The organism is Nonomuraea sp. NPDC049141 (genome assembly GCF_040648415.1).
Taxonomy (GTDB): domain Bacteria; phylum Actinomycetota; class Actinomycetes; order Streptosporangiales; family Streptosporangiaceae; genus Nonomuraea.
This window is the reverse complement of sequence record NZ_JBEZDR010000002.1, coordinates 273,142-297,213: the sequence shown is the minus strand read 5'-3', so window position 1 is coordinate 297,213 and position 24,072 is coordinate 273,142. Positions and strand designations below refer to the sequence as shown.

At 70.4% G+C, this 24,072-nt stretch carries 21 protein-coding genes; 12 read left to right on the top strand and 9 right to left on the bottom strand.

Translation table 11 applies throughout. The features are described 5' to 3' along the window. Nucleotides 1–2 precede the first annotated feature (2 nt). From AB0B91_RS06200 to AB0B91_RS06190, 3 genes are read left to right on the top strand one after another with little or no spacing between them, the layout of a single operon-like run. The gene (locus tag AB0B91_RS06200) at nucleotides 3–1,010 is read left to right on the top strand and encodes an ABC transporter ATP-binding protein (RefSeq protein ID WP_358316447.1); all 1,008 of its coding nucleotides are present in this window, start codon (nucleotides 3–5) and stop codon (nucleotides 1,008–1,010) included. Continuing rightward, entirely contained in the window at nucleotides 988–2,016 is a 1,029-nt protein-coding gene (locus AB0B91_RS06195; protein WP_358316444.1) for a dipeptide ABC transporter ATP-binding protein, read from the top strand. Before AB0B91_RS06200 ends, AB0B91_RS06195 begins: the two co-directional genes overlap by 23 nt. A 53-nt stretch (nucleotides 2,017–2,069) precedes the next feature. Next, nucleotides 2,070–3,263, top strand: a complete 1,194-nt coding sequence (locus tag AB0B91_RS06190; protein WP_358316441.1) for a phospholipase D-like domain-containing protein — start codon at nucleotides 2,070–2,072, stop codon at nucleotides 3,261–3,263. A 202-nt stretch (nucleotides 3,264–3,465) separates the two neighbouring features. Here the strand turns inward: AB0B91_RS06190 and AB0B91_RS06185 are convergent, their stop codons facing one another. From AB0B91_RS06185 to AB0B91_RS06175, 3 genes are read right to left on the bottom strand one after another with little or no spacing between them, the layout of a single operon-like run. Then, a complete protein-coding gene (locus tag AB0B91_RS06185) occupies nucleotides 3,466–4,935 on the bottom strand; it encodes a lanthionine synthetase LanC family protein (RefSeq protein WP_358316438.1) in 1,470 nt (489 codons plus the stop codon). Nucleotides 4,936–4,967: 32 nt separating this feature from the next. Then, complete coding sequence (locus AB0B91_RS06180; RefSeq protein WP_358316435.1) at nucleotides 4,968–5,657, bottom strand: 4'-phosphopantetheinyl transferase superfamily protein; 690 nt, start codon at nucleotides 5,655–5,657, stop codon at nucleotides 4,968–4,970. A gap of 2 nt (nucleotides 5,658–5,659) precedes the next feature. Next, the gene (locus AB0B91_RS06175) at nucleotides 5,660–6,508 is read right to left on the bottom strand and encodes a metallophosphoesterase (RefSeq protein WP_358316432.1); all 849 of its coding nucleotides are present in this window, start codon (nucleotides 6,506–6,508) and stop codon (nucleotides 5,660–5,662) included. A gap of 135 nt (nucleotides 6,509–6,643) precedes the next feature. On the opposite strand from AB0B91_RS06175, the gene efeU reads away from it, so the two are divergent. The 6 genes from efeU (at nucleotide 6,644) to AB0B91_RS06145 (ending at nucleotide 12,618) form a co-directional block, all read left to right on the top strand. Then, nucleotides 6,644–7,477 carry an iron uptake transporter permease EfeU gene (efeU, locus tag AB0B91_RS06170; RefSeq protein WP_358316429.1) on the top strand — a complete coding sequence of 278 codons (834 nt, stop codon included), beginning with the start codon at nucleotides 6,644–6,646 and terminating at the stop codon, nucleotides 7,475–7,477. Between the two features lie 11 nt (nucleotides 7,478–7,488). Continuing rightward, the gene (efeO, locus tag AB0B91_RS06165; RefSeq protein ID WP_358316426.1) at nucleotides 7,489–8,628 is read left to right on the top strand and encodes an iron uptake system protein EfeO; all 1,140 of its coding nucleotides are present in this window, start codon (nucleotides 7,489–7,491) and stop codon (nucleotides 8,626–8,628) included. A gap of 34 nt (nucleotides 8,629–8,662) precedes the next feature. Beyond that, nucleotides 8,663–9,916 carry an iron uptake transporter deferrochelatase/peroxidase subunit gene (efeB, locus tag AB0B91_RS06160; protein WP_358316423.1) on the top strand — a complete coding sequence of 418 codons (1,254 nt, stop codon included), beginning with the start codon at nucleotides 8,663–8,665 and terminating at the stop codon, nucleotides 9,914–9,916. Nucleotides 9,917–9,987: 71 nt separating this feature from the next. Next, a complete protein-coding gene (locus AB0B91_RS06155; protein ID WP_358316420.1) occupies nucleotides 9,988–10,542 on the top strand; it encodes a LemA family protein in 555 nt (184 codons plus the stop codon). Then, nucleotides 10,542–11,942: a hypothetical protein gene (locus AB0B91_RS06150; protein ID WP_358316417.1), complete on the top strand. Its 1,401-nt coding sequence runs from the start codon at nucleotides 10,542–10,544 to the stop codon at nucleotides 11,940–11,942. Before AB0B91_RS06155 ends, AB0B91_RS06150 begins: the two co-directional genes overlap by 1 nt. 124 nt (nucleotides 11,943–12,066) lie before the next feature. Then, nucleotides 12,067–12,618 (top strand): hypothetical protein, encoded by a 552-nt coding sequence (locus tag AB0B91_RS06145; protein ID WP_358316414.1) that lies wholly within the window; start codon nucleotides 12,067–12,069, stop codon nucleotides 12,616–12,618. 47 nt (nucleotides 12,619–12,665) lie between these two features. Here AB0B91_RS06145 and AB0B91_RS06140 read toward each other — a convergent pair whose 3' ends face one another. Further along, complete coding sequence (locus AB0B91_RS06140) at nucleotides 12,666–13,292, bottom strand: CGNR zinc finger domain-containing protein (RefSeq protein ID WP_358316411.1); 627 nt, start codon at nucleotides 13,290–13,292, stop codon at nucleotides 12,666–12,668. Between the two features lie 29 nt (nucleotides 13,293–13,321). Here AB0B91_RS06140 and AB0B91_RS06135 point away from each other — a divergent pair, with 29 nt between their 5' ends. The 3 genes from AB0B91_RS06135 (at nucleotide 13,322) to AB0B91_RS06125 (ending at nucleotide 16,143) form a co-directional block, all read left to right on the top strand. Continuing rightward, the gene (locus AB0B91_RS06135; RefSeq protein WP_358316408.1) at nucleotides 13,322–14,212 is read left to right on the top strand and encodes an arginase family protein; all 891 of its coding nucleotides are present in this window, start codon (nucleotides 13,322–13,324) and stop codon (nucleotides 14,210–14,212) included. Nucleotides 14,213–14,299: 87 nt separating this feature from the next. Beyond that, complete coding sequence (locus AB0B91_RS06130) at nucleotides 14,300–15,043, top strand: sugar phosphate isomerase/epimerase (RefSeq protein WP_358316405.1); 744 nt, start codon at nucleotides 14,300–14,302, stop codon at nucleotides 15,041–15,043. Continuing rightward, nucleotides 15,040–16,143 (top strand): Gfo/Idh/MocA family oxidoreductase, encoded by a 1,104-nt coding sequence (locus AB0B91_RS06125; RefSeq protein WP_358316403.1) that lies wholly within the window; start codon nucleotides 15,040–15,042, stop codon nucleotides 16,141–16,143. The genes AB0B91_RS06130 and AB0B91_RS06125 overlap by 4 nt, the downstream gene beginning before the upstream one ends. A 234-nt stretch (nucleotides 16,144–16,377) precedes the next feature. Here the strand turns inward: AB0B91_RS06125 and AB0B91_RS06120 are convergent, their stop codons facing one another. The 5 genes from AB0B91_RS06120 to AB0B91_RS06100 all read right to left on the bottom strand — a co-directional run bounded on the left by AB0B91_RS06120 (nucleotide 16,378) and on the right by AB0B91_RS06100 (nucleotide 23,871). Continuing rightward, nucleotides 16,378–18,063, bottom strand: a complete 1,686-nt coding sequence (locus AB0B91_RS06120) for a DUF4434 domain-containing protein (RefSeq protein WP_358316400.1) — start codon at nucleotides 18,061–18,063, stop codon at nucleotides 16,378–16,380. A 132-nt stretch (nucleotides 18,064–18,195) separates the two neighbouring features. Continuing rightward, a complete protein-coding gene (locus AB0B91_RS06115; protein ID WP_358316397.1) occupies nucleotides 18,196–20,778 on the bottom strand; it encodes a glycoside hydrolase family 78 protein in 2,583 nt (860 codons plus the stop codon). Nucleotides 20,779–20,795: 17 nt separating this feature from the next. Next, nucleotides 20,796–21,623 (bottom strand): carbohydrate ABC transporter permease, encoded by an 828-nt coding sequence (locus tag AB0B91_RS06110; RefSeq protein WP_358316394.1) that lies wholly within the window; start codon nucleotides 21,621–21,623, stop codon nucleotides 20,796–20,798. Beyond that, nucleotides 21,620–22,567 carry a sugar ABC transporter permease gene (locus AB0B91_RS06105; protein WP_358316391.1) on the bottom strand — a complete coding sequence of 316 codons (948 nt, stop codon included), beginning with the start codon at nucleotides 22,565–22,567 and terminating at the stop codon, nucleotides 21,620–21,622. The genes AB0B91_RS06110 and AB0B91_RS06105 overlap by 4 nt, the downstream gene beginning before the upstream one ends. After that, nucleotides 22,564–23,871, bottom strand: a complete 1,308-nt coding sequence (locus AB0B91_RS06100; RefSeq protein ID WP_358316388.1) for an ABC transporter substrate-binding protein — start codon at nucleotides 23,869–23,871, stop codon at nucleotides 22,564–22,566. Before AB0B91_RS06100 ends, AB0B91_RS06105 begins: the two co-directional genes overlap by 4 nt. Nucleotides 23,872–24,072 lie beyond the last annotated feature (201 nt).

The following is a 24,072-nucleotide window of genomic DNA, read 5'->3' as shown; positions in this document are numbered from 1 at the left end:
CGATGACGCGAGACGTGACCCCGCTGCTGGACGTCGCCGACCTGGCCGTGGAGTTCGACACGCCGAAGGGGCCGCTCCGGGCCGTCCGGGGAGTGTCCTTCCAGGTCGGCGAGGGCGAGACGCTGGCGATCGTCGGCGAGTCCGGCAGCGGCAAGAGCGTGACGGCGCAGGCCCTGCTGGGGCTGGTGCCACCCCGGTCCCGCGTCACCGGAGGCCACGTCACGATCGAGGGCCGCGACGTCACCGGGCTCTCCGACCGGGAGTGGCAGAAGCTGCGCGGCGAACGCATCGCGATGATCTTCCAGGATCCGCTGAGCGCGCTGAACCCGTCGCTGACCGTGGGCTACCAGATCGCCGAGATGTTCCGCAGGCACCGGGGGCTCGGCCGGGCGGAGTCCCGGCGCCGGGCCACGGAGCTCATGGTCCAGGTGGGCATCCCGGACGCCGCGCGGCGCCTGGACGACCATCCGCACCGGTTCTCCGGCGGCATGCGCCAGCGGGTCATGATCGCGATCGCGCTGGCCCTCGACCCCCGCCTGCTCATCGCGGACGAACCCACCACCGCCCTCGACGTCACCGTCCAGGCGCAGATCCTGCGGCTGCTGCGGCAGCGCCAGCGGGCCGACCGGCTGGGCATGATCCTCATCAGCCACGATCTCGGGGTGGTCGCGCGGGCGGCCGACCGGGTGGCGGTGATGTACGCGGGCCGGATCGCCGAGGTGGGCACCGTGGCCGAGGTGTACGAACATCCCGCGCACCCGTACACGCTGGGCCTGATGCGCGCGGTGCCCGCGGTGCGCGACGGCGGCGGCCCGCTGGTGGCGATCGACGGCCAGCCGCCCGATCCGACCGCGCCGCCCGCCGGCTGCTCCTTCCACCCCCGCTGCCCGTTCGCCCGTGACAGGTGCCGGGAAGCCGAGCCCGAACCGCGCGAGGTCGCCCCGGGCCGGGCCAGCGCCTGCCACTTCGCCGAGGAGGTGATCGCGGGTGTCCACACCGGCGCTCGCTGAGTCCCGCACCCGGGACGACGACGGCCCGCCCCTGCTGGAGCTGGTCGATCTGGTCACCACCTACCGCCTGCGCGGCGGGCTCGGCCGTGCCGGCGCCGAGGTGCGCGCCGTGGCCGGGGTGAGCCTCGACGTACGGGCCGGGGAGACCGTGGGCCTGGTCGGCGAGTCCGGCTGCGGCAAGTCCACGATCGCCAGGACCATCGTCGGCCTGGTACGCCCGTCCAGCGGCCAGGTCCTGTTCGAGGGCCGCGACCTGGCCACCCTGCCGGCCAAGGAGCTGCGCAGGCTCCGCCAGGACATCCAGTTGGTCTTCCAGGACCCGTACGCCTCGCTCAACCCGCGGATGACCGTCGCCGCCTTGATCAAGGAGGCGTGGCGGATCCATCCGGGGATCGTGCCGCGGGATCGGTGGGACGAGGAGGTGCGGAGCCTGCTGGACCGCGTCGGCCTGCGTCCTGAGCACGCCGGCAGGTATCCGCACCAGTTCTCCGGAGGGCAGCGGCAGCGCATCAGCATCGCCCGTGCGCTGGCCGTCCGCCCCCGGCTGATCGTCTGCGACGAGGCCGTGTCCGCGCTGGACGTGTCGGTCCGCGCGCAGATCCTGAACCTGCTCGAAGAGCTGCGGCGTGACCTGGGGGTCGCGTATCTGTTCATCTCCCACGATCTGGGGGTCGTCCACCACATCTGCCACCGGGTCGCGGTGATGTACCTGGGCAAGATCGTCGAGATGGGTGCGAAGGAGAGCGTCTATCTGCGGCCGTCGCACCCGTACACGCGGGCTCTGCTGTCGGCGGCGCCGAGCCTGGACGACTGGCGGGACGGCGGGCGGCAGGAGATCGTCCTGAGCGGAGATGTTCCCTCGCCGTTGAACCCGCCGTCAGGCTGTCGTTTCCGGACCCGCTGCCGGCTGGCCCAGGATCGATGCCGGGACGAGGAGCCGGTGCTGCTCGACCGCGGCACCGACCACCCCGTGGCCTGCCATTTCCCCGAGACCGACCCGTTCTGACGAATCCCACCGGCGGACGGCTCGGCTCCGTCCGCCTCGTGAAGGAGCGATCGATGCCGAACCGATTCCTGTCCGCTCTGATGGGGGCCGCCGTCCTCACGGCCACACTGGCGGGGGGCGGCCCGGCCAGCGCGGTCGTGGCCGAAGGCAGCCCGGCCTCGGCCAGCCCCACCACCTGCGCGGACGCGCCGGACGCGCCGGTCACCAAGGGCGCGGTCTTCAACGACCCCGTGGGAGGCGACCCGACCGCCATCGTCCGGCGCCTCTGCGGCCTGATCCACCAGACCCCGGCCGGCGCCCGGATCCAGGTCGCCCACTTCGTCATGTCCGGCCAGGCGGGCACCGACTTCGCCGGCGAGCTGATCAAGGCCCACCAGCGCGGGGTCGAGGTGCGGGTCGTCCTGGACGGCGACTCGCGCGGCGCGACCGTGGCGTCCCAGCTGGCGGCCGCGCTCGGCACGGACATCTCCGCCGGCTCCTGGCTGCATGTCTGCACCGGCCCGCCGTCGGGCGGCACGGCGGCCTGCATCGGCAGCAAGGGCCAGCACAACAAGTTCTACCTGTTCTCGCGGACCGGCGGCGCCTCCGACGTGGTGGTGCAGTCGTCGGCCAACCTCACCGACCTGAACTCCTCGACGTACTGGAACAACGCGGTCGTCCTCCCCGGCGACAAGCAGTTGTACCGGGCGTATGACAGCTACTTCCAGGATCTGGCGGCCGAGCGGAAGAACCCGGACTACTACCGCATCACCAGGACCCCCTCCGGACAGGTCTGGTTCTTCCCCCGCGCCGGCACGGACGCCACCACCGACACCGTCGCCGAGAACCTCGCCAGGGTCCGCTGCACCCCCGGTACGAAGATCCGCGTCGGCATGTCGGAATGGGACACCTACCGCATCGCCATCCCCCAGAGGCTGCGCGCGCTGGCCGCCCAGGGCTGCTCGGTCAAGATCGTCTACGGCATCATGGACGACGAGGTCAAGCAGCTGCTGCTGGCCGAGCCCCGGATCGAGCTGCGTACCCTGGGCACCGGTGACGCGCTGCCCGGCCGGATCCACTCCAAATACCTGCTCGTCGAGGACGCCCACGCCCACGTGGTGCTGACGGGCAGCCACAACTACATCGAGACCTCGCTCCGCCGCAACGACGAGACCCTGCTGCGCCTCACCGACCCGGGCCTGTACCGCCAGTACGTCGCCAACTTCGAGCGGCTGCGCGCGGTCGCACCCCTGGCCTCCGCAACCTGACCCCCGCCCACGCGACCCCGCGCCATCCCCCGCCATCCCGCCCCACGCGACCCCGCAGGCGATCACCCGCCCACCCCCGCAGGCGATCACCGGCCCGGTCAGGCCGCCCGTTCCATGCGGGCGGTCAGGTCCGGAAGGGCGGGGAGGCCGGGAGGGAGAGGGCCAGGCGCGAGGTCCGGGCGGGAGGTCCGGGAGGGCCGGGCTATGCCGGGTCGTTGCCCTTGTTCAGGCGGTGCGCGGGGACGGGGATGGCCGGGAACGGGTTGTCCGGGAGCAGGATCACGCGGCGTGCCTGGTCGCCCTGCAGGGCCGCGTCCAGGTGCAGGAGCGCCGCGCCGATGCCCGCCGCGCCGACCATGTAGCCCGTGTCCGCCGACACCTCGCCGGGGCGCAGCCGCCGATACGCCTGGTACCACCGCAGTCCTCGCCCGTCGTGGTCGACCGCGCGCCCGATCAGGTGCTCGGCCAGCACACCGGCGAAGTCCAGGTACGACTTGCGCCCCGTCGCCGCCCACAGCCCGACGAACAGCTCCACCAGCCCGGCCGTGCCACAGCACTGGCAGGAGACGTTCCAGAACCCGGGGGTGCGCCGGTGCGGGACGCCGCTCTCCACGATGCCGTGCGCCAGCCGCTCGCACCAAGCCAGGTCGTCGGCCTCGCCCGTGACCCGGTACAGCTCGTAGAACAGCCGCGCCACCCCGGCCGAGCCCGAGCAGAAGCCCAGGTAGTGCAGCCCCCGGCCCTGCGGCACATGGTGCGGCACGGCGGCGCACCGCCCGGCCACGACGCTGACCATCCGGACGAAGCCGGCCCCTCGGCGGGCCGCGTCGAGGAATAGCGGGTCGCCGGTGATGCCGTACAGGCGGGCGAGCAGGAATGCCGTGCCCGCCGTGCCGGACAGGAAGCCCGGCGTGACGGCGTCGACCGGCAGATCGGCCCGGCCACCGGCCACGTCGCCAGACACTCCCAGCAGGTCGGCGGCGTCACCGGGCCAGGTCTCCCCGTCCTCCAGGCTCCCCCCGCCGGACCAGGTCTGCCCGGCCGGCGGGCACCCGTCGTCGAGCGGGCCGAACCGGTGGCCGGGAACGGCCAGGCGGGCGATGCGGGCGCCCGCCGCGACAGCGAGGTCCAGGTAGGCGGGTACGCCGAGCATCGAGGACGCGTGCAGCAGGCCGAGCACCACGCCGCCGTCGCCGCTCTGCGCGGGGTCCCGCGACCAGCCGGGGCCACCGTCGAGGGGGCGGGCGGAGCGGACGATCCGGTCGGCGGCGGCCACGGCGGCCTCCTCGAACCGGCCGTCCCCGAGCACCCAGCCGGCCTCGGCGAGCGCGACCACGGTGCCGGACAGGCCGTGATAGAGCGACAGGCTGGTCTGCTTCCCCCACGTCTCGGCGAGATAGCCGGCTCCCGCGCGGGCGTCCTCCAGGTACGCCTCGTGGCCCGTCGCGGCGGCGAGCTCCAGGAAGAACAGCACGATGCCCGCCGCCCCCGCGTAGAGCGAGGCCGGTTCGGGAGCGAGGGCCGACCTGCCTCGGGGGTCGGGGTTGGCCCGCCAGTGCCGGCCGCGCTCGTCGTCGACGGCCGCGGACCGAATCCAGCGGCCGGCCATGATGGCGGCGATCAGCGGTGTCTCAGCACGCTCGCTCGATGAGCGCGTCCGATCCAAGCTCATGCGATTCATTATCCCACACATTTGGTAGGAAATTAAGGGTTGTGAGCTCGGTTGTGGACGGCGGCCGCCTCCGGGGCCATGACGGCGATGGCGGTCAAGATCAGGCCGTTGCCGGTCATCCACCGGCCGTTGAAGCCGCCCAGCCGCCGCCCCTGCCAGCGGGGCCCGAGAACCAGCAGGTGCGCGCTGAATGTGCGCCGTACCGGGTCCACCGAGATCCTCGCGTCCTGGAAGTCGAGCCACCGCTCCGCCAGCGGGAACCACGCTTTGTACACCGTCTCCTTGGCGCTGAACAGCAGCCGGTCCCAGCACACCGCCGGATGCTCGGCGGCGAGGCGGCGGAGCATCTCGCGCTCCTGCGGCAGCGAGACGGCCTCCACGACGCCTTCGGCGAGCGGCTCGTTGGGCTCGCCGTCGATGCCGATCGTCCCCACGGCCTGGGCGAGCGCGGCGGCCCGGTAGCCGGCGCAGTGGGTGATGCTTCCGATGACGCCCAGCGGCCACAGCGGCTCGCCGCGCAGCCCCGACAGCACGGGCACCGGCGCCATGCCCAGGCGCTCCATCGCCTTGCGGGCGCACAGCCGCGCCGTCGTGAACTCCCTGCGCCGCTTCTCGACGGCCCGCTTGATCAGCAGTTCCTCCTCCGGGAAGAGCATCGTCCCGGGCGGATCTTCGAAGGTGTCGTACGCCTCGACCGTCGCGGGGAGGATCTGCTCGATCATCTTCACTCCGGAGCTGGAAGTATGGTCCTGACCGGGCCGCCGGTGCGTTTGCGCGGGCCCCACTCGCGCGGGTAGCCCAGAGAGACCTCTTCGAAGCGCACACCGTCGTGGTACGTCGTGCGAGGGATGTGCAGGTGTCCGTAGACGACCACGGCCGCGTCATAGAGCCGGTGCCAGTCGGCGGTCGCCTCGGTCCCGCACCACAGGGCGAACTCCGGGTGCCGCAGGATCAGAGTCGGCTCGCGGACGAGCGGATAGTGGTTGACGAGGACGGTCGGCAGGCGCGGATCGCGCGCGTCGAGGCGGCGCCGGGTCTCCGCGAGCCGCGCCCGGCACCAGGCGTCGCGCGTCGGGTAAGGGTCTGGGTGCAGCAGGTACTCGTCCGTGCAGACGACGCCCGCCTCGTGTGCCCGCTCCAGCGCCAGCCGCTTGCCCTGACCGTTCGCGCCGAAGGTGTAGTCGTACAGCAGGAACAGCGGCGCGACGGTCACCGGACCGCCGAGCCCGCTCCAGATCGGGTAAGGGTCCTCCGGCGTCAGCACGCCGAGGCTCCGGCACATCTCCACCAGGCCGAGGTAGCGGTACTCCCCCCGCAACTGGACCGGATCCTCACGCGGCGTCCACAGCTCGTGGTTCCCCGGCGCCCAGACGACCGTGGAGAACCGGCTCTTGAGCAGCTTCAGCGCCCATTCGATGTCGGCGAACCGCTCAGCGACGTCTCCCGCGATCAGCAGCCAGTCGTCGTCCGAAGACGGCAACAGCTTCTCGACGACGGCTCTGTTGTCGGGGAAGGCCACATGGAGGTCGCTGACCGCCAGTAATCGCCCACCGCCCCACCCTCCATGGACCACCAGCACAGCCTATACAGCGTCGCCTCACGGGCAAGAAGGTGAAGAGCATCACCTTTTGTCCAACGTCGCGCTTGCATTAGGTAGGCTCCACCTGCCCTAATTTAGGTAAGCCTTTCCTACAGCGCGGGAGCACCGGTGTTCGCCAGCTATCTCATAGGACTGCGGGAGGGACTGGAGGCGACACTCGTCGTCTCGGTCCTGATCGCCTTCCTGGTCAAAAGTGACCGCAAGGACAAGCTGCCACAGGTGTGGACCGGCGTCGTGGCCGCTCTCGCCCTGTCCATCGGCTTCGGCGCGCTGCTGACGTTCACGGCCGCCCACCTGGACCACACGGGACAGGAGCTCTTCGACGCGATCACCTCGCTGCTGGCCGTGGTGTTCGTCACCTGGATGATCTTCTGGATGCGCCGCACGGCCCGCGCGCTCTCCAAAGAGCTGCGGGGCAAGCTCACGGACGCGCTCCAGATGGGCTCGCTCGCCGTGGTCGTGATGGCCTTCCTGGCCGTGGCCCGCGAGGGGCTGGAGACGGCGCTGCTGTTCTTCGCCTCCGTCCAGGGCGCCACCACCACCGCGACGCCGCTCATCGGCATCAGCCTGGGGCTGCTCACCTCGGTGGTGATCGGCTGGGGCATCTACCGCAGTGCCCTGAAGATCAACCTCACCAAGTTCTTCACCTGGACGGGCCTGCTGCTGATCCTCGTTGCCGCCGGCATCTTCAAGTACGGCGTGCACGACCTGCAGGAGGCCAACATCCTGCCGGGCCTGAGCACCTACGCCTTCGACATCAGCGCGATCCTGCCCGCCGACTCCTGGTGGGGCGCGCTGCTCGCCGGAATGCTCAACATCACGCCGCAGCCGTCCGTGCTGGAGGCCCTGGCCTGGGTCCTCTACCTCGTGCCCACCCTCTTCCTCTTCCTGCGCCCCCAGCGCACCCCCGCACCGGCAACCACCACCACCAGCTCGGCCTGAACAGGAGCATCATGCTTAACTCCACCACCCGCGGCCTCGCCCTGGTGTTCGGTGCGCTCTCCCTGGCCGCGTGCAGTTCGGGAACACCGGCCACGCCCGGCTCCGCCGCACCGGCCAAACCGGGGAAGATCAGCGTTGCCGCCTCTGACACCGAGTGCAAGGTCGCCGCCTCCGAGGTGCCCGCGGGCACCAGTACGTTCACGATCACCAACGGCGGCACCAAGGTCACCGAGTTCTACGTCTACGCGCCGGGCGACCGCGTCATGGCCGAGGTGGAGAACATCGTGCCTGGCCTGACCCGCGAAGTCATCGCCGAGCTGCCCGCCGGGGCGTACGAGACGGCCTGCAAGCCCGGCATGGTGGGCAAGGGCCTGCGTAACGCGCTCAAGGTGACGGGCGAGCACAAGGCGCTCAGCTCCGACGCCAAGCTGGCCGAGGCCACCGCCAGCTACAAGCGCTACATCAAGACGCAGAGCGACACGCTGCTGGTCAAGACGCAGGAGTTCGTCGACGCGGTCAAGGCGGGCGACAGCGCCAAGGCCAAGGAGCTCTTCCCGATCTCGCGTACGTACTGGGAGCGGATCGAGCCGGTCGCGGAGATCTTCGGCGACCTCGACCCGGCGATCGACGCCCGCGAGGCCGACCTGGCGGCCGGTGAGAAGTGGACCGGCTTCCACAAGATCGAGAAGGATCTCTGGATCACCAAGGACATCAGCAAGGACGGCCCGGTGGCCGACAAGCTGATCGCCGACGTCAAGACCATCGTGGCGAAGTCGAACGCCGCCGAGCTGACCCCGCTCAACCTGGCCAACGGCGCCAAGGAGCTGCTCGACGAGGTGGCCACCGGCAAGATCACCGGCGAGGAGGACACCTGGTCGCACACCGACCTGTGGGACTTCGACGCCAACCTCCAGGGCTCCAAGGCCGCCGTACAGGCGCTCCGTCCCGTGCTGGAGGAGCGCGCGCCCGACCTGGTCAAGACGCTGGACGAGAAGTTCGCCGCGGCCGAGGCCGCGCTGGGCAAGCACCAGAAGGGCGACGGCTGGCAGCTGCACAACGAGCTGTCCAAGGCCGAGCTGAAGGCGCTGTCGGACGCGATCAACGCGCTGGCCGAGCCGATCAGCAAGATCGCCCCGGCCATCACGAAGTAGGGCCCCGGCCATCAGGAAGCAGGAAGGCAAGACCATGAGCGATCGCATGAGCCGCAGGAAGCTGTTCGGCCTGGGCGCGGCGGGGGCGGCGGCCGTCGGCGCCGGGGCCGTGGTCACGCGCGCGCTGGTCGAGGAGCCGACGGTCGCGCACGCGGCCTCGATCTCCGATCCCGTCTCCTTCTACGGCGAACACCAGGCGGGCATCGTCACCCCCGCCCAGGACCGGCTGCACTTCGTCTCCTTCGACGTGACCACCGACAAGCGGGCCGAGCTGGTCGAACTGATGCAGGAGTGGACGGCCGCCGCCGCCAGGCTGGTGCAGGGCAAGGAGGCGGGCACGTTCGGCACACTGGGCGGAGTCCCCGAGGCCGCGCCCGACGACACGGGCGAGGCGCTCGGCCTGCCCGCCTCCGGGCTGACGCTGACGATCGGCTTCGGGCCGTCGCTCTTCGACGACCGGTTCGGGCTGGCGAGCAAGCGCCCAGCGGCTCTCGCCGATCTACCTAAATTCCCTGGCGAACAGCTCATTCCGGAAATATCCGGTGGCGACATCTGCGTGCAGGCGTGCGCGCACGATCCCCAGGTGGCCGTGCACGCCATCCGCAACCTGGCCAGGATCGGCTTCGGCAAGGTGTCGGTCCGCTGGTCCCAGCTCGGCTTCGGCCGTACGTCCTCCACCTCGCGCGCCCAGGCGACGCCGCGCAACCTGATGGGCTTCAAGGACGGCACCAACAACCTCAAGCTGGAGGACGTCGAGCTGCTGCGCCAGCAGCTGTGGGTGGGCGCCCAGGACGGCCCCGCCTGGATGACCGGCGGCAGCTACATGGTCACCAGGAAGATCCGCATGATGGTCGAGACCTGGGACAGGACGTCGCTGGGCGAGCAGGAGGCGATCTTCGGCCGCGACAAGGGCGTGGGCGCCCCGATGGGCAAGAAGGCGGAGTTCGACACGCCGGACTTCGCGGCCAAGGGCGCGGACGGCCAGCCGCTGATCAAGGACGACGCCCACGTCAGGCTGGCTCACCCCACCACCAACGGCGGCGCGCACCTGCTGCGCAGGGGCTACAACTTCGTGGACGGCTCCGACGGGCTCGGCCGCCTCGACGCCGGGCTGTTCTTCATCGCCTACCAGCGGGATCCGCGCAAGCAGTTCGTGCCGGTGCAGATGCGCCTGGCCAAGACCGACAGCCTCAACGAGTACATCAAGCACATCTCGAGCGGGCTGTGGGCGTGCCCGCCGGGGATGCGTGACGCGGGCGATTACTGGGGGCGCGCGCTCTTCGCGTGATGTACAGCCGGTTGCAAGCCTGATTTGTTCACATGGAGCATGCGCAGTGACACGTCAGGGAGACCCTAGCGATGATCGTCTTCGGCAGCGTTTTCGCCGTTCTCGTCCTACTGGGCGCCCTCCTCTTCATCTCGATCTACAACGGATTAGTACACAAGCGCAACGCCGTCGAGAACGCCTGGGCCCAGGTCGACGTGCAGCTCAAGCGCCGCCACGATCTGGTGCCCAACCTCGTGGAGGTCGTCCGCGGCTACGCCGGCCACGAGCGGCAGACGCTCACCGCCGTCACGACCGCCCGCGCGCAGGCCCTCGACGCGCACACCCCCGCTGAGATGGCCGGCGCCGAGAACGCGCTGACCGGCGCGCTGAAGACCCTGTTCGCGGTCACCGAGTCCTACCCCGACCTCAAGGCCAGCCAGAACTTCGCCGAACTCCAGGAGGAGCTGGCCACCACCGAGAACCGGATCGCCTACTCCCGCCAGTACTACAACGACGCCGTCCTCACCTACAGCAACGCGATCCAGACCGTCCCGGCCAACCTCGTCGCGGGCATGAGCGGGTTCACCCCCCGCGAGTACTTCCAGGCACCCGGCGAGGAGCGCGGGCCCGTACAGGTGCGGTTCTGATGACCGTCTGGTTCGCCGTCGCGGCCGCCGCCGCGACGTTGTGGGCGCTGCTCCTGCTGGTGCTGGCGATCGCGACCCGCACCCCGGACATCACCCCCGGTCGGCCGGGCGCCCCGCTCACGGACGAGCCGCCCGCCGTGGTCGACCTCATCACCGGTGACTGGCGCCTGTGCGATGAGGCCGCCTCCGCCACGCTGCTCGACCTCGCCGCGCGGGGTGTTGTGCAGATCGAGGAGGTCGGCCCGGAGTTGTCCCTGGTACGCCTACGCCACGCGGAGGGGCTGAACCCGTACGAACAGCTCGTCTACCACCATGTGCAGTCGCTCGCACGCGACGGCGTCGTGGCCACCGGCGCGCTGGCCGAAGGTTCGCGCAACCTGGGCCGCTGGTGGAAGAGCTTCCGCAAGAAGGTCATCGCCGACGCCCGGCAGCGGGGACTGTCGCAGGCTCGCTGGAGCCGCGCGCACGCGACGCTGCTGTTCGCGTCCGCGCTGGTGCCCGCCGCGCTGGTCGCCGTCGCGGTCACCGTGGCCGACCCCGAACACGACGGCGGCATCGGCGCGGGCATCGTCGCCTACGGCGCGCTGGTCTACCTGGCCGGCCGGCTCAACGGCGAGCGCGGCACCGACCTGGGCGTCCAGGCGGCGGGGCACTGGCTGGGCGTACGGGAGACCCTGTCGAACGCCCGCTATGCCGACAAGCCCGCGGCGAGCGTGACGATCTGGGGCCGCCCCCTGGCGTACGCGGCCGCGCTCGGCCTCGCGCCACGCGCGGTCCGCAGCCTGCCGGTGAGTGTGCCCGCCGACGACCGCCGGGCCTGGTCCGACTACGGCGGCATGTGGCACGCGGTGGACGTGCGCTACCCGTCGCGGCTCATCTGGGGCAGGCCGCCGCTGCACACCGTGGGCCGTGGCCTGGCGGCCGGGTTCTTCGCGGGATTCTGGACGTGGATCGTGCTGGTCGTCCTGTCGGCGTTCGACCTGTGGCCGCGCGCCCTGACCCAACCGGGCGGCCTCGCCGTGGGCCTCGCGATCGCCGCCGTGCCCGCCGTCCGCGCCCTGCTCGACCTGACCGGCCAGACCTGGATCGAGGGCCAGATCGTACGGCTGCGCAGCCGCCGATCGGGCGGCGACGACAACAACACGAAGTACGTCTACTGGTGCGCCATCGACGAGGGCCGCAGCCGCGAACTCAAGGCGTACGGCATGGCCGAAGAGGAGTGGACCCGCCTGTCGGAAGGCGACCTGGTCCGCGCCAGAACCGGACGGCGGGTCGGCTGGATCGCCGAGATCGAGGTGCTCCGGAACACGACCCACCGGGGCCATTACGCCGACACCCGGGACCACCTGATCGAGGCCCCACACAATCTCGGCGAGGTCCGGCCCGAGTGGGGCGGATAAGAAACTCATGTCACGCCATCAGCGACTTTTCGCTCCCAACACCCCCTAGATCTGGGGATCCGTCCACGGCGATGAACGAGTGATTCTGGAGGGGCAGCTCAGGAAAGAGAAACGAGAGGCCACCATGAAAACTCGCTCGATTCGCAAGACGGCCGCCCTGCTTCTGGGGGCGTCACTCATCGCCATTCCGATGAACGCGGCGCCCGCGTCGGCCGCCGGCGACGAGGACTTCAAGGCATTCAGCATGTGGTTCGACGTCGGCAACCTCTCCAACACCAACAAGTGCATTCCCGTGTGGGTGACCGCACGGTACCGGGATGCGTCCGGTAGCGATACCTGGACCAAGCTGATCAGGACGAACACCAACGGCTGCGACTCCGACCCAGAGCATCTGCAGAAATTCGGTGATTTTCAAAGCACCTACAGCACGGTCCACCTGCTGGCCGGTCCGAAGCCGGCCCATCACTTCCGCTGGAAGGACCTCACGAGCTTGACGCTGACGGTGACCACTCCGAACACGCCGCCGGGGCGCCAGAAGAACGTGCGGATAATCAAGGAGGTCATTTCGGCGCAGGACCTCGACAACAATTGGCACGAGCTGTTCAACGAGAAATACGAGTACACGTTCTCCGACGGTCATAACGACTTCGAAATGTTCGTCAAGCACCCTGCGTGAGCCTCGGGGGCCGGGGGATTATCCACGCGGAATCCCCCGATACCCGGTCAGGTGCGGTGGCGGGCGCGGGATGCGGCGGCGTGGGCGCGGTTGGCGCACCGGGTCGAGCAGAACTGCCGCCGCCCCGGCCGGCTCCGGTCGATGAAGGCGTCGCGGCACGGCGCGGCGGCGCACAGGCGCAGGCGTACCCAGTCCCCCGCGGCGGCGACGTCGAGCAGCTCGCGCACCGCACGCACCGCCAGCCGGTCCGCCGTCCCCGCGCCGTCCGGCGCCACGAGCCGTAGCACCGGCACCCCGTCGACATCCTCGACCTCCACGCGCGCCGACAGCCCCGCCGTGAACCGAGTCAGCGCCCGCGTCCGCTCCGGCACTTCGCAGGCCAGCACGGCCCGCAACCGCCCGCGCATCTCCCGCACAGCGGCCAACTCTGACTCCAAGAAATCCGCCTGCCCCCCAGGCTCCTCGCCAGCCAACTCCCCCGGCTCCTTGCCCGCCCGCCCCCCAGGCTCCTCGCCAACACGCCGGCCGGGCGTCCGACCAAATGGTTCGCCGAACTCCTCGCAGAACCGCCGCAGCGCCGCAGGGTCCGGCAGTCGTTCCGGCTCGTCCAGATACTCGTCCCACGTGTTGGCCAGGTCCAACGCCACCAACCCCGTATCGACGTACTGGCGCATCCCCGACTCCTCCTGCTAGCGTCACGAGTATGACCACTATAACTCCTGACGCAAGATTCGCCATCCTCGACGCCCCGTCCAACCTCGGCCTCCGCCCGCCTGCCCCCGACGTGGTCCCCGGCTGCTACAAGGCCCCGTGGGCGCTCCGCGACGCCGGGCTGCGGGAGCGGATCGGCGCGAGTGACGCGGGCGCGGTGGTTCCGCCGCGCTATGTGTCCACCTGGCAGCCGGGCGACGGCGTCCGCAACGGCCCGGCGATCGCCGCGTACGCCAGGAAGCTGGCCGACCGCGTCGCCGCCATCCGCGCGTCGGGGACGTTCCCGATCGTCCTCGGCGGCGACTGCTCGATCCTGCTCGGCCCAGCCCTCGCACTGCGCGAAGCAGGTCGGTACGGCCTGGCGTACCTGGACGCCCATGCCGACTTCCGCCACCTCGGCAACTCCCCGCACGTGGGCTCAGCGGGCGGAGAAGCCCTCGCCCTGGTGACCGGTCGTGGCGACGACTACCTGGTGGACATCGGCGGCCTGCGCCCGTACGTCGCCGACGAGGACGTGATCGTGCTCGGCGTACGCGACGACGAGGACCTCAGGGACGTCAAGGAGTCCGGCCTCGCCCACGTGCCCGCCCCCGGCATCGGCCCCGGCACCCTCGACGTCGCCAGGGAGATCCTGGTCCGCGACGACCTCGACGGCTTCTGGATCCACATCGACGCCGACGTACTCGACCCCGCGGTGCTGCCCGCCGTCGACTCCCCCACGCCCGGCGGGCTCGACGCGGACGGCCTGGCCGGGCTGCTGCGCGGCCTGCTCCGTCTCCCGGGAGCCGCCGGTCTGGAGATCACGATTTTCGACCCCGACCTCGACGAGGACGGCACGCAGGCCGCCCTGCTCGTGGACGTCCTCGCGTCGGCGCTCCGATGATGACTCGCCGCACGCCCTTGACGATGCCTGATCCACCCCAGAGGATTATGTACAGATTGTGGACTAAAAGCACCATGGGAGCTGAGAATGACCAAGCCGCTCAGTGTGCAGCTCTACTCCGTAAGGGACCAACTGGCCGCGGACCGTGACGACGTGCTACGCCGGATAGCCGGGATCGGTTACGGAGCCGTCGAGCCCTTCGACCCCACCGGCGACCCCAAGGGCTTCCGGCGGGTGGCCGACGACCTCGGGCTGGCCGTGTCGAGCACGCACGCCTACGCCCTGCTCAGCCAGGAGCCGGCCGAGGTCTTCGACGCCATCGCCACCGTCGGCACCGACCTGGTGATCATCCCGGGCGGCATCGCGCACGAGGAGTTCACCACGCGCGACGGCCTGTCCAGGACCGCCGACCTGCTGAACGGCCTGGCCGAGCAGGCGTCCGCGTACGGCATGCGGATCGGCTACCACAACCACTGGTGGGAGATCGAGCCGCGGATCGACGGCCGCCACGCTTTGGAGGCGCTCGCCGACCTGCTGGCTCCGGAGGTGTTCCTGGAGATCGACACCTATTGGGCGGCTGTGGGCGGCGCGGACGTACCTGCCTTACTCCGTGGACTCTCCTCCAGGATCCTGGCGCTGCACGTCAAGGACGGCCCGGTCGTCAAGGACGAGCCGCACGTGGCCGTGGGCCAGGGCGTCATGCCGGTGCCGGAGATCCTCGCGGCCAGCCCGAACGCCTGGCGGATCGTGGAGCTCGACAGCTGCGCGGGCGACATCTTCGACGCTCTCGCGGGCAGCCACGCCTACCTCACGCAGCTGAGCGGTTCGTGAACGCCGGCCCCGTAGGCGTCGCCGTCGTCGGCGCCGGTGTGATCAGCAGCCATTATCTCCGCCACCTGTCCACCTTCCCGGACGTCCGGGTGCTCGGCGTGGCCGACCTCGACACGGCCAGGGCCGAGACCGCCGCGCGCGAGTACGGGGTGCCGGTCTCCGGCACCGTCGACACCGTACTGGCGCTGCCGGAGGTGGAGATCGTCGTCAACCTGACGATCCCGTCCGCGCACGGCGCCGTGGCGCTCGCGGCGCTGCGCGCGGGCAAGCACGTGTACGGCGAGAAGCCGCTGGCCCTGGACATGGACGAGGCGGCCAAGGTCACGGCGGAGGCCGCGAACCTGAACCTGCTCGTCGGCAACGCCCCCGACACCTTCCTCGGCGCGGGGCTCCAGTCGGCGGCCAGGGCGCTCGCCGCCGGCCTCATCGGCACCCCGGTCGCCGTCACGGCCGCCCTGCAGAGCCTGGGTCCCGAGTCGTGGCACCCCAATCCCGAGTTCCTGTACCAGCGCGGCGCCGGCCCGCTGTTCGACCTGGGCCCCTACTACCTGACCGCCCTCGTCGCCCTGCTCGGTCCGGCGGCCCGAGTCGCGGCCAGTACGCGGCGGGCTCGTGACCACCGGGTGATCGGCTCGGGGCCGAAGGCGGGCACGGCGTTTCCCGTGGAGGTGCCCACGCACGTCAACGCGCTGATCGACTTCGCGGGCAGCGCCAGCGCGACCACCACGTTCAGCTTCGACTCGCCCGTCGACCGGAGGATGATCGAGGTCATCGGCACCGAGGGGGCGCTGTCGCTGCCCGACCCCAACACCTTCGACGGACCGCTGCTGGCCCGCGGCCCGCATGACGCCGAGTGGCGCGAACTGCCTGTCACGGGCACGACCGCCGGGCGCGGGCTGGGCGTCCTGGACATGGCCAGATCACTGCGCACCGGAACCCCGCACCGGGCCTCGGGCGCGCTCGCCCTGCACGTCCTGGAGATCATGACCGCCATCGGCGACGCCGGAGAAGACGGGGAGTCCCGCCGCCTCCACACCACCTCGCCAACCCCACCACCACTCCCCGACGACTGGGACCCGCACGCCGCCACACTGGACTGACACCGCCGCCAGGTGGCATCGGCCGCCTCCGGCGCCGCGACGATGGCGCCGCCGAACTGTCGGCGGCGCCACCGCCTTGGTGAAGCAACCGCGCCGGACCGCGGCCTTGCGAAGGTGGCGGTCGCGGAAGGGGCCGGGCCACAGCCGATGGACGCGGTTGCCGGACCGGGCCGGCCAGCCCGATGGACCCCACAGACGGTGCTGGATCGCGGACAACGGACGTCACGGACGGCGTCAGGCGGGGATGACGTAGGGGTTGGTGGTGGAGTGGCCGGCGCCGTTCACGGCCGTGATGTACAGCCACGGTCGCCGGGGATCCACGTCGGTCGGGGCGGTGAAGGGGATCCAGGCGGCGGTGGATTCGTCTGGTCCTTGAGTCACGGTCACTGTCTTGACCCCGGCCCCGGTCCGGGCGTACTGGACCTTGACCGTGCCGCCCGCGAGGTCCCTCCCCTTGACCGCGATCCCGGCAGCGTTCCTGGTCGCGCCGAGGATGAGCGGCTCGTTCCAGGAGGCGTGGAGGTCGTCGCTCAGCGACGGGGTCATCCAGTTGAGCTGGCACGTCAGGAACGGGTCCCAGCCATAGGAGATCACCTTGGTCACGGCCGTCCCGGCCGCCATGATCTGGGCGTCGAGGCGTTTCTTGGTCGTACGGCCACGCAGCGGCATCGGGTCGGCCCGGCCGCACTCGCCGGGCACCGGGGCGGGCTCGAATGCCTCCACGTTCACCCACAGCTCCACCCCCGGCGGCCGTGACCGCGCCGCCGCTTGGAGGTAGTCGTAGGTCGAGCCGTAGTACGCCTGCCGGTTGGTGACGTCGCCCACCACCGGCACCAGCCGGGGATCGACTTTGGCGTCCGCTTCGTCGAGGCCGTAGACGGGCGTCTTGCCCGTCCCGCGCCCATCCTGCACGGCGACGGCCATGGGCGCGCCGTGCGCGGTGGCCGCGATGGCGAGCAACCCCGCCCCCACGCGCTGCGGCGGGAAGCCCTTGTCCCTGCGCGCGTCGAAATAGGGGCTGACCAGGATCTTCTTCCCCGGCAGCGTGGCGGCCACCACAGCGTGCTGGGCCTGGTACAGGTCGATGGTCGGATCGACGCTGGGCCGCGACTTCACCGCCAGCTCGAACGACTGGTACACCCCGGCGAACGCCGCCGACGCCCCGTACCTGCCCCGATAGTCCGTCAGCACCCGCTCGGTGAGCGCGGTGACGGCGCCGAGGTGCACCAGGTTCGGCAGCCACGGCCGCTTGACGTCCTGCGGCGCGGCGGGCAGTCCGGGGAACACTTTCATCCCGTACGCGGCCGCCTCCGCCATCAGGTTGCCCAGCCCGTCGCCGTCGGTCGCGATCAGCACGAGGTCGTACGGGCCGCTGGAGCATGACTTGCCCAGCAGCAGCCGGTAGTAGACGCGCCCGCCGCTCTCGATCCGCCGGTCCAGCGCCGGGCACCGCAGCAGGCCGGCGCCGAACAGCTCGTTCGCCGCGTAGCCGTACACCCGGCGGATGCGCGGGACCGCCTCGCGGGCGGCCTGGTAGCACGTCTTCCGGTTCTCGACGCAGCCGGTGAAGTCGGGGTCGGGCACCCCGTCCTTGAGCAGCCGCCCCGCCCGGTCGACCCGGCTCGGCACCAGGCGCGGGCCGAACGTGATGAGCGTGTCGCCCCCGACCCCGTGGATCGCCTCCACGGTCCGCCGCGTGACGCACGGGTCGGAGCGCGGCACCAACCAGTAACCGGTGATCGCGTACGGCGTGGTGACCCGCATGTCCCGCGCCGGGCACACCGCGTCATCGGGGGTCGTAGTGGGCGTAGTGGCCTCGACCGCCACGCCGGAAACAGCCTCGACCCGCCCGAGGGGAACGACGGCGGCCGCCATCACCGCCACGGCCGCGACCAAGCGCAGGATCCACCCGGATACCAAAGGACCTCCTCGCGCGAGTGCCCCTCGCGGCCAGAACGGTCGTACCCGTCAGATCACTCAATGCACCTTATCGAGCCGAGCACACCGCGCACCTGGGACGGCGTCAAAAGCCCGCCGTCCCAGGTGCCACGCTCAGGCCACCGGATCGTCAGCCGGATCCCGGTACGGAGCGGTGAACGTGTGCATCCCCGCCCCCACCTCGACCGGCTCCCCGGCTGGCAGCGAGACCTCGGCCGTCGTCCCCGGCGGTACGGAGACGGTGACCGTGAGCTTGCCGCCCGACCGGGACCAGGCCACCGCCGCCGGACCGTACGGCGTCTCGTGCTCGGCGGAGGCGTGGGTGAGGCCGGCGCCGGGCCGCGGTGCGACGCGGATGCGGCGGTAGCCGGGCGCGGCGGGGGCGAGGCCGGCCAGCGTGCCGTGCAGGAAGTCGGCGACCGCGCCCAGCGCGTAGTGGTTGAACGAGGTCATCTCGCCGGGGTTGACCGAGCCGTCGGGCAGGAGGCTGTCCCAGCGTTCCCAGATCGTGGTGGCGCCCATGGTCACCGGGTACAGCCACGAGGGGCATTCGCGCTGCGTCAGCAGCCGGTAGGCCGTGTCGTGCTCCCCGACCGACGCCAGGGCGGCGCAGACCAGTGGCGTGCCGACGAAACCGGTGCCGATGCGGTAGTCGTCCTGGTCGACCAGCTCCGCCAGCCGCTTGCCCTGCCGGGCCCGCTGCTCCGGCGTCTCCGCCAGGCCGAGGTGCAGGGCCAGCGCGTAGGCGGTCTGGGTGTCGCTGACCAGGCGGCCCGACGGCGAGACGTACTCGCGGCGGAAGGCCGCCCGCACCTCGGCCGCCAGCGCACCGTACTTCTCCGCGTCGCCGCCCCGGCCCAGCAGCTCCGCGGTGTCGGCCAGGAGCTGCGCGGTCCACGCGTGGTAGGCGGTGGCGATGAGGTACGCGTCGGTCCTGGCCTTGCCGGGCTGGTCCGGCGGCGCGGCGGGGTCGAGCCAGTCGCCGAACTGGAAGCCCTCGTCCCACAGGTGGTCGTCGCCGGCGATGCCCGCGATGTGGTCGACCCACCCCTTCATGCTGTCGTACTGCGCCTCCAGCACCCCGAGGTCCCCGAAACGCTCGTAGAGCACCCAGGGCACGATCACCGCCGCGTCTCCCCAGGCCGCCGCCGGCTTGGGGGGTATGGCGAGGCCGACCCACGGAATGTAGTAAGGCACCATGCCCGACTCGTCCTGGTCCGCGGCCAGGTCGGCCAGCCAGGAGCCGAGGGTGCCCGCGCAGTCGTACAGGAAGCTCGCGGTGGGGGCGAAGACCTGGATGTCGCCGGTCCAGCCGAGACGCTCGTCGCGCTGGGGGCAGTCGGTCGGCAGGTCGACGAAGTTGCCGCGCATGCTCCACACGACGTTGTCGTGCAGGCGCTGGAGCTGGGGGTCCGAGCAGGTGAACCAGCCGGTGCGGCGCATGTCGGTGTGGCAGACGACGGCCTGGACGCTGTCGGGGGCGAGCTCGCCCGGCCAGTCGATCAGCTCGGCGTAGCGGAAGCCGTGCATGGTGAAGCGCGGCTCCCACTCCTCCGCCGCGCCGCCCGCGAGGGTGTACTCGTCCTGGGCGGCCGCGTTGCGCAGCGGGCGCCGCGACAGGACGCCGTTCTCCAGGACCTCGGCGTGGCGCAGTGTGATGGTGTGGCCGGCGGGGCCCTCGACGCGGATGCGCAGGCGGCCGGAGATGTTCTGGCCGAAGTCGAGGATCGTCTCGCCGCCGGGGCCCTGGAAGACCTCGACGGGACGCAGCGTCTCCACCCGGCGGACCGGCGGCCCGGTGGGGGCGACGAGCAGGCCGGGGTCATGGTCCACGAGGTCGGCGGGCAGCCAGGCGCTGTCGTCGAAGCCGGCCGAGGACCAGCCGGCGGGCATCAGGCGGGCGTCGTACTTCTCGCCGTCGTACAGGCTCGCCGCGAGGATCGGGCCGCGGGCGCAGCGCCAGGAGCCGTCGGTGGTCACCACGTCGGTCGAGCCGTCGGCGTAGACCACTTCGAGCTGGGCGATGAGCGCGGTACGCGTACCGTACGTCTCGACCCGGCCGTCCCTGAAGCCGAGGCGGCCGCGGTACCACCCGTCGGCGAGCATCGCGCCGATGGCGTTGTCGCCCTCCGACAGCAGCGCGGTGACGTCGTGCGTACGGTAACGCAGCCGGTGGTCGTAGCTCGACCAGCCCGGCGCGAGCACGTCGTCGCCTACGACGCGCCCGTTGATCTCCACCTCGTACAGGCCGTGGCCGGTCACGTACAGGCGCGCCCGCTCGACCGGCCCGCGGAGGGCGAAGTCGCGCCTGAGCATGGTCGCGGGCCCGTCCGGCGCGTCGAGCAGCTCGGCGGGCGGCGCCGCCGCGCCCGCCTGCCACTGCTCCGCGTCCAGCAGCCCCGCCTCGACCGAGTTCCACTCGCTCCACTCGCTCGTCTTGCCGTCCTGACCGCGGACCCGCACACGTACGTCCCGGCGCTCGCGCGAGCTCAGATCGTCACCGGGCCACGGGACCAGCACGGATTCCGAGCGCCCGGTCGCCGAGACGACCTTGCCCTCCGCATCGCGGATCTCGACCTCATAGCCGTGCTGCAGCCAGCCCGGACGGTCGTTGCGGACCGTCCAGGACAGCCGTGGCCTGGGTTCTCCGATGCCGATCGGCTCTCGGTGGTGCTCGAAACGCAGGTCGATGGTCATGCGGCTCCTCTGAGCGGTCAGCCCTTGACAGCGCCGGCGGTCATCCCGGCGACGATCTTGCGGTTGAAGAAGATGAAGGCGAGCAGCGGCGGGATCGTGATGAGCACGATGTCCATGAACAGCAGGTTCCACTGCGTGCTGTACTGGCTCTGGAAGTTGTACAGGGTGAGCTGGACGGTGGCGTTCTCGTCACCGGGCAGGAAGTAGAGCGGGTTGACGAAGTCGTTGAAGACGGCGACCGACGTCGTCAGGATGACCGTGATCGTCACCGGCCGGAGCAGCGGGAAGATCACCTTGAAGAACAGCTTGAACCCGGTGCAGCCGTCGATCATCGCCGCCTCGTCCAGCTCGCGCGGCACCGCCGACACAAAAGCACGATAAAGCAGCACGGAGTACGACATGTGGAAGGCGACCTCGACCAGGATGAGCCCCGGCAACGTCTTGAACAGGCCGAGAGTCTGGAGCACCCAGATGGTCGGGACGATCGCGGGCGGGATGATCAGCCCGGACAGCACCAGGAAGTTGACCACCGACCGCATCCGGCCGGCCCTTCGCTGGAGCACGAACCCGGCCATCGAGCAGAAGACCACGAGCAGCGTCACGGCGGCGACCGTGAGCACGGTGCTGTTGACGAAGGCCCTCAGCAGGACGTAGTCGCGGGCCTCGATCACCTCGACGAAGTTCTGGACCACGGGCCAGCTCGTCGGCCAGCCGAAGTCCAGCTCTCCCGACTGGACCTCGTCCTTGACCGCCGTGAGCACCATGAACGAGAACGGCACGACGAAGATGACGACGGCCAGGACGACCGCGACGAGTTCGAGTCCGGACCTCCGCAGTGCCCTCATGCGGCGACCTCCCTGGCGCTCAAGAAGCGGGTGAGCGGCACGACCAGCGCGGTGACCACGACGAACAGGATCACGTTCCCGGCGGTCGAGAGGCCGAAGAACCCCGCCTGATACTGCTTGTAGATGATCGAGGCGATGACGTCGCTGGTGAAGCCGGGCCCGCCGCGGGTCATCGTCCAGATGAGGTCGAAGGAGCGCAGCCCGCCGATGAACGACAGGATGATCACCGAGTTGGTGGCGGGCCAGCTCAGCGGCAACGTCACATACCTGAACCGGTGCCAGGCGCTGCCGCCGTCGACCGCGACCGCCTGGTAGTAGTCGCGCGGGATCGACATCATGCCCGCGATGTAGATGACGGTGGCCAGGCCGACGCCCTTCCAGACGTCCACGAGCGCCACCGACAGCAGCGCGGTGTTCGCGTCGCCGAGCCAGTCCGGGCCCGAGATGCCCACCAGGGCCAGCGCCTTGTTCACCAGCCCGGTGTCGGGCTTGAGCAGCACACTGAACGTGATGCCGACCGCGACCGTGCTCACCAGCACCGGGAAGAACACCACGGAACGCAGGAAGCCGCGCATCTTCAGCCGCGAGGTGAGCACCACGCCGAGCGCCATCCCCAGGACGACCTTCAGCCCGCTGGTGGTCACCGCGTAGATCAGCGTGTTCTGGAAGCCGATTCGCAGGTTCTGCTCGGCGAAGAAGTCGGTGAAGTTCTCCAGCCCCACGAAGGTGCTGTCGAACAGTGTCCACCTGGTCATCGAGAAGTAGAAGGCCATGATCGTCGGGACCAGGAAGACGACCGTGTAGACGATCCCCGCGGGCACGTAGAACAGGTAGGGGTACGGGTTGCCACGCCCGTCCTTGCCCTTCCGCGCGGGGGCACGCCGCCCGGCCGCCGCTGTGGGCGGCTCGGACGACGTGACCGTGTCGGGCCTCGAGGAGGTCACCACCCTGCGAGCCCCAGTTGCTTGGCCTGCTTCTCCACGTCCTTGTCGTACTGGGCCGCCCCCTCCGCCGCGGTGGTCAGGCCGGAGCCGACCGCGACCGTGATGTTCTCCAGGGACGGGCCCTTGACCGGGGAGACGAACTCCAGCGCGGGCGCCGCTTCCTTCTTGTCGAGGTAGCCCTGCAGATCCTTGGCCACCTGGACCGCGTCGGCCGGGAGCGTGGCCCCCTTGATCCGGTACGGACCGGACGGCGGCGTCCCCTTGCCGAGGGCCGCCGTACCCGCCGGGGAGGCGATGAAGGCCAGGAACTTCTTGGCGGCGTCGAGCTTCTTGGTCGTCTTGGGGATGTAGGCGGCCGAGGGCTCCCAGACCGTGGCACCGTTCTTCGCGGCGTCGTCACCCGGGAGGGCGAAGTAGCCGATGTCAGTGGCCACCTGCGGGAACTTCCCGATGAAACCGGGCACCACCCCCGTGAGCAGCGGGAAGTGCGCGCCCTGGCCTTCGGCCAGCAGCTTGATCCCCGCGTCCAGGTTGGCCGAGCCGAAGCCCTTGTTGAGGTACCCCTTGGCGTGCACCTCTTCCAGACGCTTGAAGCCGGTGAGCGCGGCCGGGGTGGTGGCGTACTTCGCCTTGTTGGCCGTGTAGTCCTGCGCGAAGGTCGGCGAGGCGGCCTGGACGTTGAAGAAGTCGGCCAGCACGAACAGCTGTGAGGTCCACGAGTCCTTGAACGTGGAGATCACCGGTGTCAGCCCGGCGGCCTTGATCTTGTCGTTGTTGGCCGTGAACTCGGCCCAGCTCTTCGGGACCTGGAGCCCGAGCTTCTCGTAGACCTTCCTGTTGTAGAGGATGCCGCCTCCGGTGGCGGTGCCCGCGGGCACGCCGTACACCTTTCCGGCCTGGGTGACCACGGGCAGGTACGTCTCCTCGACGTCCTTGATGACCGGGTCGCCCGTGAGGTCGACGAGGGTCTGACCGGGATTCAGCGCCTGGAGGAGGGAGCCGGAGTTGTACCAGAAGACGTCGCTCATCTCGCCAGTCGACAGCTTGGTCTTGATGATGTTGTCGCCTTCGGTGCCCGCCGGGCGGGACTCCGTCTCTATCTTGATCTTCGGATTGGCCGCCTCGAAGGCCTGGACGACGGCTTTGGCCGCGTTGACCGTCGACTCGTTGTTGTCGTAGAGGAAGGAGATCGTGACGCTGCCGTCGGAGGCGGTCGTCCCGCCGGACGAGCCGCATGCCGCCAATGAGAGGAGAGGGAGGGCGGCGAAGAAGGCCACCCCGAGCCTGTGACGCGTGGTCTTCATAACACCCCTTGGGGCTCGAAGCTTAAATCGTTTCAATGGCCTCGTTAGGGCGTTAACATAGGCTTTACATTCCGGGGGCGTCAAGCCTTTCCTGCGGTAACGAAACGGAAACGTATCAGTAGACCTGCCGCGTGTCCGCCCCTCGGCGCCCCCGAACTACCGACCTGAAGCGAAACGATTCAAAGCCTTCAGTGCCGATGA